The sequence below is a fragment of the Bradyrhizobium sp. AS23.2 genome (assembly GCF_001908185.1).
Lineage (GTDB): Bacteria > Pseudomonadota > Alphaproteobacteria > Rhizobiales > Xanthobacteraceae > Bradyrhizobium.
This window is the reverse complement of record NZ_LGHM01000010.1, coordinates 66,495-77,702: the sequence shown is the minus strand read 5'-3', so window position 1 is coordinate 77,702 and position 11,208 is coordinate 66,495. Positions and strand designations below refer to the sequence as shown.

The 11,208-nt window shown below is 55.5% G+C and carries 11 protein-coding genes and 1 pseudogene; 9 read left to right on the top strand and 3 right to left on the bottom strand.

Annotation, left to right across the window (positions count from 1 at the left end):
* Positions 1–425: 425 nt before the first annotated feature.
* Positions 426–1,781, top strand: a complete 1,356-nt coding sequence (locus AC630_RS02105) for a GumC domain-containing protein (protein WP_074116823.1) — start codon at positions 426–428, stop codon at positions 1,779–1,781.
* Positions 1,782–1,795: 14 nt separating this feature from the next.
* On the top strand, positions 1,796–2,602 hold the full coding sequence (locus AC630_RS02100; protein WP_074116822.1) for a CpsD/CapB family tyrosine-protein kinase: 807 nt from the start codon (positions 1,796–1,798) through the stop codon (positions 2,600–2,602).
* A gap of 41 nt (positions 2,603–2,643) precedes the next feature.
* Here the strand turns inward: AC630_RS02100 and AC630_RS02095 are convergent, their stop codons facing one another.
* The gene (locus AC630_RS02095) at positions 2,644–3,330 is read right to left on the bottom strand and encodes a trypsin-like peptidase domain-containing protein (protein WP_245330231.1); all 687 of its coding nucleotides are present in this window, start codon (positions 3,328–3,330) and stop codon (positions 2,644–2,646) included.
* Positions 3,331–3,411: 81 nt separating this feature from the next.
* Positions 3,412–4,110, bottom strand: coding sequence for an exosortase-associated protein EpsI, V-type (gene epsI / locus AC630_RS02090; protein WP_074116821.1), 699 nt, complete (start codon positions 4,108–4,110; stop codon positions 3,412–3,414).
* A 267-nt stretch (positions 4,111–4,377) separates the two neighbouring features.
* Between epsI and AC630_RS02085 the strand changes: the two genes are divergently transcribed.
* From AC630_RS02085 to AC630_RS02070, 4 genes are all read left to right on the top strand, one after another.
* Complete coding sequence (locus AC630_RS02085) at positions 4,378–5,256, top strand: SurA N-terminal domain-containing protein (protein WP_167561117.1); 879 nt, start codon at positions 4,378–4,380, stop codon at positions 5,254–5,256.
* Positions 5,257–5,307: 51 nt separating this feature from the next.
* Positions 5,308–5,529 (top strand): XrtV sorting system accessory protein, encoded by a 222-nt coding sequence (locus AC630_RS02080; RefSeq protein ID WP_074116820.1) that lies wholly within the window; start codon positions 5,308–5,310, stop codon positions 5,527–5,529.
* Positions 5,530–5,606: 77 nt separating this feature from the next.
* Entirely contained in the window at positions 5,607–6,509 is a 903-nt protein-coding gene (gene xrt / locus AC630_RS02075) for an exosortase (protein ID WP_074116819.1), read from the top strand.
* Between the two features lie 147 nt (positions 6,510–6,656).
* Entirely contained in the window at positions 6,657–7,340 is a 684-nt protein-coding gene (locus AC630_RS02070; RefSeq protein WP_074116818.1) for a metallophosphoesterase family protein, read from the top strand.
* On the opposite strand, the gene AC630_RS02065 is transcribed toward AC630_RS02070, so the two are convergent.
* On the bottom strand, positions 7,341–8,588 hold the full coding sequence (locus AC630_RS02065; protein ID WP_074116817.1) for a glycosyltransferase: 1,248 nt from the start codon (positions 8,586–8,588) through the stop codon (positions 7,341–7,343). It lies immediately after the preceding gene.
* Positions 8,589–8,759: 171 nt separating this feature from the next.
* Between AC630_RS02065 and AC630_RS02060 the strand changes: the two genes are divergently transcribed.
* The 3 genes and pseudogenes from AC630_RS02060 (at position 8,760) to AC630_RS02050 (ending at position 11,124) form a co-directional block, all read left to right on the top strand.
* On the top strand, positions 8,760–9,938 hold the full coding sequence (locus AC630_RS02060; protein WP_074116816.1) for a glycosyltransferase family 2 protein: 1,179 nt from the start codon (positions 8,760–8,762) through the stop codon (positions 9,936–9,938).
* 645 nt (positions 9,939–10,583) lie between these two features.
* Positions 10,584–10,688, top strand: a pseudogene (locus AC630_RS48180) (PEP-CTERM sorting domain-containing protein); the annotation flags it as partial.
* A 124-nt stretch (positions 10,689–10,812) separates the two neighbouring features.
* Positions 10,813–11,124, top strand: a complete 312-nt coding sequence (locus tag AC630_RS02050; protein ID WP_074116814.1) for a hypothetical protein — start codon at positions 10,813–10,815, stop codon at positions 11,122–11,124.
* Positions 11,125–11,208: the final 84 nt, after the last annotated feature.

The window sequence follows — 11,208 nt, the reverse complement described above, 5'->3', positions numbered from 1 at the left end:
CCCCGTGATGACCGTAAACCCGGCATTGTTCATGATGCCAAACTCCAGCATCGTGAATGCCATTGAGTGCATCTTGCCCCAATAGATCAGATCCGGATCGGGCAGTATCGAGAAGGGCTTCTCGCGCAGCTGATAAAATGACTCGTACATCCTGCCGTTCTCTAGCCTGCCCTAGCCGCCTTATAGCTCAACCCTCGGAATGCCAAGTATCAAGGCCGCTAAGTATTAAACGAAATCGCCTAAAGAACGACTCGCGATCATCATTAAGGCTGACAATTCAAAACCTTCTCGCGACGCAATAATTAATGAGGTTCTATGCAATTTCGATGCTAAAGTCATTTGATAGATCAATTGCAAGCTGACTGAACTTACCGAACAACGTTTTCGCGCTTTGCAGGTCGCACCAACCGGGTTTCAGAAAACGCATGCTGCAAAAGATTGATTTTGAAGACAATTTTGACGGTCCTCTCGAGGAGGACCGGTCTCATCTGCTGCGGCCTTCTTATTATTTGGATATCATCAAACGGCGCTGGCTATCCTTGGTCGTGCCGTTCGTTCTGATTGCGGCGGCGGGAACCGCCGCCGTGCTGATCTGGCCTCCGACTTATCTTTCCGAAGGAAAGATTCTCGTCCAGTCGCAGCAAATTCCAACCGAACTCGTGCGGCCGACGGTGACAAGCGCCGCGCAAGAGCGAATCCAGGTCATTCAGCAGCGCACGATGACGCGCGACAATCTCATCGCGATCGCTGACAAGTTCCAGCTTTTTCCGGAAAAACGTACCCTCATGTCGGTCACCGAGTTGGTCGACTTGATGAAGAAATCCACCAAGATTGCGCCGGTCGATCCAATCCTGGATTTCAAGCAGCGGACGAGGGCCGCTATGGAAAATCCGACGATCGTCTTCTCGGTCGGATTTGAGTACGGTGATCCCGCGATTGCAGCTCGTGTAGCTAACGAGCTGATGACGCGAATTCTGAACGAAGATCTTCGCGATCGAACCAGCCGCGCGACCGACACATCTCGCTTCCTATCTCGCGAGGTCCAACGACTGCAGACCGAGAATGCGGCGCTCGATGCAAAAATCGCTCAGCTTCGCATTGCCCAGGGTAAACCCGCGACAACGTCAGGTCAGGACCAGCCGACGAGTACGCTTGCCCAATTGAAGGCTGAACTGATTCAAAAGAGCGCGCTCTATTCCGACAAGCATCCAATGATCCAGTCGCTGAAGCGCCAGATCCAGGCAATGGAGAGTGTCGCTCAAGCGCCGGCAACGAATGGAAATGACGCCGCGGCGGCGGCAAGCCTCGATGCCCTTGTTGCTCAGCAGGAGGGGCTACAGAAAAACCTCGAAGCAGCCACGGCCAAGCTGATGGCCGCGCGGCTGGGCGAAAACCTCGAAAAGGACCAGCAGTCCGAAAAGCTCGAGGTTATCGAACAGCCGACCGCGCCTCAGGAGCCTATCAAGCCGCATCGGCCGAAGCTGCTGGCCCTTACCCTTGCGCTGGCGGTCGCCGCCGGTGCGGGCTTAACCTTCGTGCTTGAGCTGACGGACAAGGCGATCCGGCGCAGCAGCGATCTGTTTACGATCGTGGATAATCGTCTCATCGTTCCGGTGCCTTATATTGCAACGAAGGCAGAGCTGCGCCGCCAGAGGCGTCGCAGGATCGCCGCGATCGTGCTGGCGATCGTGGTTGTGGTCGCTCTCCTTGGTGGTGCCTATTTCTTTATGCCGCCGCTTGATCTCATGCTCGCCAAGGCGCGGGCAGGCCTGTTCCGTTAATCCAAGAGGTTCCTATGGAGTCGATCAAGCAGGCTGTGGAGCTGGCGCGCTCCGGTGACAGTCTCGCGCAGCAGGAGCTCATCGGCGGATCGAAGCCGATCGCGAGGGGGCACGAGTCAACGTCGGTACGTGAAGTCCGGCTCGATGCTGATCACCTCGAGGCCAATCGCATCGTGGCTTTCGCAGCCGGTGGCGAAAGCGGCCGCTACTACGACATGCTGCGGACGCAGGTGCTCCAGGAGATGGACAAGAAGAATTGGCAGTTCCTGGCGGTCACGTCGCCCACGGCTGGTTGCGGAAAAACGGTTACGGCCTGCAACCTCGCCATGAGCATTGCGAGGCTTCCGGAGCGATCTGCGCTTGTCGTGGATCTCGATTTGCGCAAGCCAATGGTTGCAAACTATCTCGGATTGCCGCGCAGCGGTGGCGTTCTCAGTGTTCTTGAAGGACAGGTGCCGATTTCTTCCGCGGTCGTGAAGGCAGGAGTCGGACCGAACAGCCTGTTCTTGCTGCCGGGCTCGACTTCGATCTCCGGTTCGTCCGAGTGGATGGCCTCGCAGACCATGACGGCCTTGCTACAGGGGATCAAGCGAGAGTTCCGATCTCACACAGTGATCTTCGATCTGCCGCCCATGCTTCTCGGGGATGACGTCATTTCGATCTTGCCCCGCATGGATGCGGTGCTGCTCGTGACCGGCGTGGGAAGTTCGTCGGTCGCCGACATCAAGGAATGTCAGAAGCATCTCGAACGTGTCCCCGTCGTCCGAGTTGTCGTCAACAAGGTTTCTGAAAAGATCGATACCTACTACGGGTATTATTAGAGGGTGAGCTTTTCCGGTTTGATCGACAATCAAATCGGGATCTATGGCGTATCAAACGTTCCGCGAGGGACGAACGCTGCGATCTCAGCCGCAGGTACGAAGTACTTCGCGACGTCGTACGTCTCTTCTTTTCGAGTCACGAGATTGGTTCGCTTCTGACTGATCTTGCGACTCATGATGCCGAGTAGGCACTTCTGCTTCACGTCGAAGACGCCAGATCCCGAGTTGCCGGTCTTGGCTACATCGACAATTGCTGTGTTGAATCGTCGTGCTCCTGCGGGAATGCGCTCAGGGGCGATAATGCGAGAGCGAACGACGGCTTCAGGTATCACGGTGACGACTTCCTGGCCGGGCCGAAGCTGAGTGTCACAAAGACGCATTCGCCTTAGCCTCAACCGCATTGGCAACAGGTCTTCTTCGACCGCGAGCAAAGTCAGGTCGGTCGCCTCGAGTTGGCCCTCCTTGACGACCCGGGTGGGAAACTCCTTACCCGAGATCGTGACCTTTGGTCGTGTAAACCAGGTTCGTCCGGCCACGTGGGCCGCAGTCAGGAAATTGCCCTTTCCGAGATAAATCCCGTAACCGGGACCCCATGTCTGCATGGGTGTTTGGTGAATATTCACAGCATAGGCAAGGAGGGTGTCTTCGGGCGTCTGCGCAGCGGCCATTCCAGTCGTCGCCAACGCTTGTATCGTCACGGATGCTGCGACCGAGATAAAAACCTTCATCGTTCTCCAAAGTCTGCAGCTTGCCAGGTTACTTTGATCTCCGTGAGCCCTTGCTGCCACGCGCATCGCCCCTCGAGGAAATTAGGATTTTCCTAAGAAGAAGCCTCTCTCTTGAGAAGGCAATGCCGCTAGCAACTCCTTGATAAATTGATCTTGCAGCTTGAACGAGGCGTCTTTGAGAAGACCGACCGTTGAAACCCTGATCAGGGCACCATCCGGAAGAATGCCGCGCAAGCCATATTTCAGCCGACTAATCTGATTGTCGACAACTCCGTTCGAAATGTCGTCACCGACCTTCATCCAATAGGTGATCGGTTCGTAGCGAGACTCGCGCTCGGCGACTAATCTTGTGATTTTCAGCGAGCCGCCGGAATAGTCCAAATTCGAATTGCTCTTGTCGGATACGCGAAATCCGTTAGCAGTGTAGCAGATTTCGGGGCGGTGCGCCTTGAGCTTGTAATTTTGCACGGGGCCGTAGGCGACCAGCAGCATGACGATATGGCCAGCACCGTCCGTATAACCGCGGGCCACCTCCTGGCTATACACCTTCGCGGAGAGAGGATCCGGCGGCTGCACGTAGGCTTCAGGATCGATAGGCTTGACCGGGCTGATCTCAGGGACAAGCTTCCAGGTTCCAAACTGTCGGGGAATGACGGTTTCGAGGCTTTGGGAGGCCGCCGTGCGGGCCATCAACTGCCGCGGCGCAAAGACCTCGGCGGCTATCGCGGTTCCGGCGATTGCGATCGACGCGAGAACAACTCCAACCCGGCTGGACTTCATCGTGTGGCTCCTGTTCGGACAATTGTTAGCTGTCCATCGGAATTAAATAAAGAGGCGAGGGCACTGAACTTCCTCACAAAACCGTCACGAATGAGCTTCCACCCACGGATTCCTGAATTAATCTAAATATCGGATTTTCAGCTTAGCGCGGTCTCCTGTCTCGACGGCTACGCAATAGCCAATTACTTATGCAGTTCAGATTTTTAGTTGAGCACATTCAATCTGGCTTGTTGATTACCATCGCTGAATAGAAACACGGAGGGTCGGGTGAAAAGGCTTGGCAATTTGCGCACTTGGAGACTGGCTGTCTTCCTGGCTGCGTCCGGTCTCGCCCTGGCCTCGTGCGGCCAGCGAAGTGGCGATCAAACGGCTGCGGCAAAAGGTCAAGTTGTTGCCCGTGTCGGCAACGAGGTCATTACGACGCAGGAGCTTGACAACGAGTTCAGGCTCGCGGGCATCACACCGGACAAGCAGAAAGATCCGGAGGTTGTGAAACGCGTCCTCGGCGAGATCGTTGTTCGAAAGTATTTGCTGCAACAGGCGATGACCGCGAAATTAGACCGCGAACCAGGAGTTCTGCTGGATCTGTTGCGCGTGCGAGAACAGGTCCTTGGCAACGCGATGCTCAATCGTGCCGCATCGGCCAAAGCGCCAACCAAGGCTGACACCGACCGCTACATTGCAAAAAATACATGGAAGTTCGCTGATCGCAAGCTGTTCAGCGTCGACGAAGTCATCATTCCGCTCACACCTGCGACGCAGACTTTCGTGAACGCGAACAAGGACGCGAAGTCGCTCGACGAGGTGCTGCAGCAACTGACCGCAAGTGGAACTCCGCATGGTCGCCAGCTGGGCGTCTTGTCGAGCAGCGACCTTCCTGAGGAGCTTGTCGGCCTGATTCAGAAACGGAAGGACGACGATATATTCTTCACCAGGGTCGGCTCGAACGGGCTCTTCTTCAAAGTGAGGGCTGAGGAATCTCGTCCGATCGAAGGAGATGCCGCGGCCAACCTGGCGCGGCAGATGATGCGGGCGGACGCCCTCGCAGCGGAACTGGGCCTGGCCGCCTATTCGGCGAAGCTCGAGGCGAAATACGAGGGTGACTATGCGGACCTCATGAAGCAGGGTGATGCCAAGTCACAATAGGCCATTGTCGGGCTCGCTCACGCGATTCCCTTTTTGTTCAGTGTATGGAATATGGCAACCTTATTTGACGTCGTTACCGTGACGAGTTTTATCGGATTGGTGATCGCCTTCTTTCAATTCTCGGATCGCGAAATTCGAACTCTCGTGAATTTTATGCTGGCAGGCCTCGTGTTTGCTGTTGCCAATCAGGTTGGAAACGCCGGACATTTTATTCTGGCGGCAGTTCTGGTCCTTGCAGGAATAGTGTTTGCCGCGCTGGTGATCAAAAGATAGTCGATTGTTGGTGCGAGTAGGCGATGATAATTTCTGGAACCAAGTGGAATTGATATTTAATCACAGAGCTCGAATTGATGACTGATATCCATATCCGCAAATCGTTCGGAACAGGTCTGTCTACGTCTCTTTTGGGGCCCTTTTTAATGGGGGTTGCCATACTTGGCGCCTACACGCCCACGATCCGCGGCCTGATCAACGGGCCGTGGCAGACGGAGCAGGAGGGCCACGGGCCCCTGATCATCGCGGCGACACTCTGGTTGGTTTGGCAATCGCGCGAGCGCGTGATGCGCGCTAAGGTCGCACCGGCACCAGTCGCTGGATGGGCCGTTCTGGCTCTCGGGCTGGTGTTTTTATACCTCTCGCGATTGCAGCAAGGACTGCTAACAGTGGAGATGGGGTCGATCCTGCCCGTGATCGTTGGCTCGATCCTAATCTGTGCCGGCTGGCCGACCCTTCGGGCCCTGGCCTTTCCACTCAGTTTTTTGGTCTTTGCTGTGCCGATGCCTGACTGGCTCGTCGATGCGATGACGGTCCCGTTGAAGGTGTTCATTTCCGACACGGTGACACGAGTTCTGTACGCTGCGGGTTTCCCGGTCGCTCAGAACGGCGTCATGATCATGATCGGGTCGTACCAACTCCTCGTCAAAGACGCTTGCTCGGGCATGAATTCGATATTCGCGTTGTCCGCGATCGGCGTGTTTTACGTCTACGCCTTCCGATGGAAAGAAAAGCTGCGCAGCTTCCTGCTCCTGCTGGCGATCATTCCCATCACGATTCTCGCCAATTTCTTCCGCGTTTTTGCGTTGGTGCTGATGGCCTACTATGGAGGTCCTGATCTCATCGAGGGCGTCGTGCATGACCTTACGGGAATTAGCCTGTTCGTCGTAGCACTTGTCCTGCTGTTCGCCTTCGATGGTCTACTCGGGGCTATCCGCAGCCTCTTCATGAGATCCCGGCGCAAATTGGCTCCAGCTTGAGGCGCGCTCGCAGGAGACCTTGAGCAATTTCTGCCCAAGCCGGCTGCGGGGGGAGGGCGTCCACGTTCGAGCCGGGGATCCGGTGCCGATCGCATTTATGAAGGTCGGTCGCAGCGCGGAGTTGCGCGGTTCTCCTAAGGTCTGCTTATGAGTCTGACTTACGCCATTCCCGATCTTCACGGTCGGCTCGACTTGCTCGAGCAGGCATTGTCGAGGATTCTGGAACACGTCGGCAATCAGACTGCGCGTGTTGTCACCCTCGGCGACTACGTCGATCGAGGGCCCAAAAGTCGTGACGTGATCGAATTCCTGATGCAGTGGTCGTTTCCCAACTTACAGCTCGTCGCTTTGAAGGGAAACCACGAGGCAATGATGTGGGAGGCTTGCAACAATCTCGTCGAGACCGAATGGTGGATTGAGAATGGGGGCAACGAGACGTTGGCTTCCTATGGCGAATTCATTCCCGGCGTATCGCTCCGAAGCGTTATTCCGCAGCATCATCTAGAATGGATCGCTGAGCTTCCAACCTTCTTTGCCGACTCGAAACGAGTATTCGTGCATGCGGGATTGGATCCAAGGCTCCCGCTCAATCAGCAGAGCGAACGTACGCTTCTCTGGAAGCGATATCCCAAGGACACGAGCTCCGGTCATGGCAGTCGTCATGTTGTCCATGGACATCAGGCGGAGGAGCGAGGACCCATCGTATCTGGGGGGAAGACAAACCTGGATACCATGGCTTGGAAGACGGGGCGTCTCGTCATCGGAGTGTTCTTCGACGAAAAGCCTGGGGGGGCCATCGAGTTTCTAGAGATACTAGGAAGTCCGCTCTGACTAGGACGGCTTAGACGAGACCTCTGGACCGTTGCTCCTTTGGTCTGGGCTACCCAGAAAAAGCTCAGCCAAATGCTGAGCCTCGCTATCGACGTCGTGAAGTTGGATTACCTTTGTTCGCGCATTCTCTCCCATGCTTTCGATCTGTTCGTCGGAACATTGGAGGCAGGCCTGCATAGCGGCTGCGAGACGATCCACGTCGCCAGCGGGAACAAGCCAGCCGTGCTTGCCGGGCTCGACCAGTTCAGGAATGCCCGCGACGAAAGTGCTGATCACGGGACGTCGCAACGCCATCGCCTCCATGAGAACGACGGGAAGACCCTCGGCGAAGCTAGGTAAAATGAGTGCTCTGGAGTCTAGGATCTGCTCGCGCACTTGGTCGCTTGTGATCCAACCCGTAATCCGCACCACTGCCTCCAATCGAAATCGCTGGATGGTGCGTTCGAGCTCACCTCTCATCTCTCCATCACCGGCAAGAACGAGTTCGAATTTGATACCAGCATCTACAAGCCGCTTTGTAGCCTGCAGCAGCAATAACTGTCCTTTCTGTTCACAAAGTCTGCCGACGCAGATGAGCCGGGCTGTCTCAGTCGGACGTCTGGCCGTGCTATGCTCGTAAAATGCCGGCTCCAAGCCGCACCTTACAATTCTTATCTTCTTCCATTGATCATAGCCAACTTGGCGAAATAGTTGGCTGCGTCCAAAAGAACTGATTGCAACCACAAATCTGGCGCGCCGAATCTTTTCCGATAAGCCGATGAAACCGGCCTTATCGAATTCCTCTGGACCATGTGCCGTGAAGCTCCAGGGTGGCCCACCCAACGCGTGAGTCAACATTGCGACTTCGGCGGAGTTGGTTCCAAAGTGTGCGTGAAGATGCTGCGCGTTTTCGGCTTGCAGCAAAAGGTAGATCAAGCACGCTTCGACCAGATAAACAAAATGAACCGGGAGCGGGCGCTCTGCCTGCCGCCCGAGCTTCCATACCAAGGCGAGGGCCTTAACCATGTTGAGCGGTCGCGTCATAAACACGCGAGAGAACGCAAGAAGAAGTTCCTTGCTGCCGCGATGAAGGACGAAATGTGTGTGCTGCGCTTCAATTTGATCTTCTGGGCCGAGAGGCTCCTCGTTTCCCCCTCGAATCGATATGCGCAAGACTTCGTGCCCCTGGCGCTCGAGCGCCAGGATTTCTCTGCGAATGAAGCTATGACTGACCGCCGGGTACCGATTAACCAGATAGGCAATTTTCATTGGTTCGATCTTGAGCCGTCTTCAAACTGTGCAACAGGGGTTTGACTGTTGGTTAGGCCTATTTATAACTTATAGCGGGTGTCAAATGGCTATTGGGGGAGCCAGATTGTTCTCTATCTGAGAATTTTCCAGAACTAATGGTATTCTTGGCCCCGCGGAAATTAATGGATTATGATATTTCTTATAGTCTTAAATGCTTTGGCGTTAATTCCCACGCTTGTGTTGTTCGTTGAAGTGCTGGCAGCGCTCGGGGCACGCGATGAGATTGAATCAGAGGACGGCGCGACGGCTGGCCCGATCGCGGTTGTCGTGCCGGCTCACAATGAGAGCTATGGTATCATTCCGACACTCAAGGATGTCGTCCCCCAGCTGAGAGAATGCGATCGTCTGATCGTGGTGGCCGACAACTGTAACGATGATACGGCCGCAGTTTCAGCCGCCTACGGCGCGCAGGTACTCCCGCGCAACGAGCCCGACCGGCGCGGCAAAGGCTATGCAATGGCCTGGGCAGTCGCCCACTTGAAGGACAATCCTCCTGAATTTGTTCTCTTCGTAGATGCGGATTGTCGGCTACAGCCGGACTTCGTTGCGAAGGCGCTCAGTTATTGTGTTCGTACAGGCGAACCTATTCAGGCACTTTATCTAATGACAGGCGCCGAGGGATTTCAGGTCAGTCAGCGTATCGCGGAATTCGCCTGGCGTTTGAAGAATTGGATTAGGCCGCTCGGGCTCAATCATTTCGGCGGTCCGGTGCAATTGATGGGCACAGGGATGATGTTTCCCTGGGAGGTGATTAAGTCTGCGCCACTCGCGAGCGGCAATATCGTCGAAGATTTAAAGTTAGGATTGGATCTGGCTTTATCCGGCACGCCCGCCCGCTTCCTGCCGGCAGTCCGGGTGACCAGTGAGTTTGCGAAGACAGAGCGAGGTGTTGAAAGCCAGCGGCAGCGTTGGATTGAAGGGCACTTGGCCATGATTGTGCGCTACGTCCCACGGCTGCTGGCGGCATCGATCGCGAGGCGCAATTTCGATGCCCTGGTTCTCGCGCTCGATTTGCTCGTACCACCATTGTCGCTTCTCGTGGCCATAGCAGGCGGTATCGCAGCTCTGGGAGGCGTGTACGTGCTGCTGGGTGGACCGCTACTTCCAGCAGTGCTGGCTCTTTTCAACCTCTCACTATTGGCTGGCGCGCTGGCATTGGCCTGGCTCAAATTTGGCCGCGACATCCTGCCCGCTTCGCAAGTTCCTTTCGTCGCGGGGCAGGTCCTGCAACGGTTCGGTCTCTTGCGGTATCTTGTGCGGCGCAGCTCATACGAGTGGGTGCGCACGGATCGCGGCAGGCCGGAATAGGTCGATTGTGCCCAGGCCCTCCGGGAATTATTTATTTTTCTGCTCTCTGATTAAATAAACGGTTGATAATTGTTCAGTATTGGGTTTGCCCAATTCCCGAGCAGGTGCTCGCGGCTTTGTCGATTCTAACGGAAGAATGACAGATTTAAATGCGCTGACGTGAATTTCTGCCGCTGAGTCACAGTTCCATAAAATGGGTGCAGCGCGCTCACTGTATGTGTGCAGCGCAAAATTATAGTTGACAAAACGTAGTTCCACGGACGATCTTCCGTCGCATTAAATGCCTTGGAGGTTACGATGTCGTCCCTTAAGTTTGTGGTAGCTGCGGTACTAGGTCTGTTCTTGGTCGCTGCGCCTGCCCAGGCCTCGGTTGTTCTTTCTTCTGTTTCGAATGATGTGGTCGTTTCTCCCACGACTCCAGTCAAGTTTGAGACCGTAATTACGGGCAACTTCTTCGGCGGTGGCTGGACGTTCACCGACGGTGTTCACACTCTCGTTGGCGGCTTCTTCTCGGGAAGCAACCCGCTGGTCGACATCGGCGCTTTCAGCTACGCGCCGGGTCTCTATAATTACGTGTTCTCGTACACTGCTTTCGTTAGCCCTGGCGGCGCTGAAACCCGCGGAGGCTTCGAGGGGACGATCACTGCTGTTCCTGAGCCGGCTACGTGGGCCATGATGACGCTTGGCTTCCTTGGCCTCGGCCTCATTGCTTACCGCCGCCGCGCTGGCTCCTCACTTCGGCTTGCCTGATATCGATTTACTCGCGCAATGCCGAGAAAAGCCGCCGAATGGCGGCTTTTCTTTTTTTTTAGCTTCATCGTGGCGGATGGCGTAGCATCGCGGGGAACGAGCCTTTCATGGCGGAGACTCGAGGATGACGCACTTGCCGAAGAGGGTCGTCCAAAACGGTTGCGCGGTCGTGTTTGTTGCTGTGGGCTTTGCGTTCGCTTCAGTCGGCGGCATTTCTCAAGAGTCGAATCGAATCAAGCGTCCACCGGCAAGCTTCGATGAGAGCGAGGCGCTGGCCGTCGAGGTCGCCAAAAGCGATGGTCTCCTCCGCCAAGGCGATATCGTCGTGACTCCGCGCGGATTTTTGATGTTCAAAGGCATTGCCGCGGATGGCTATACGAATGAATTCGAGCCGGTGCCGAATCCCTTGAACCAAAATCGGATCAGAAAGAACTAAGGCGTTGGAAAATGCTGCGCGACGATATCGCGCACCTTAACGTTACCAATGGTGTTCTAAGAAAATTATGCTTGAGGTTATGTA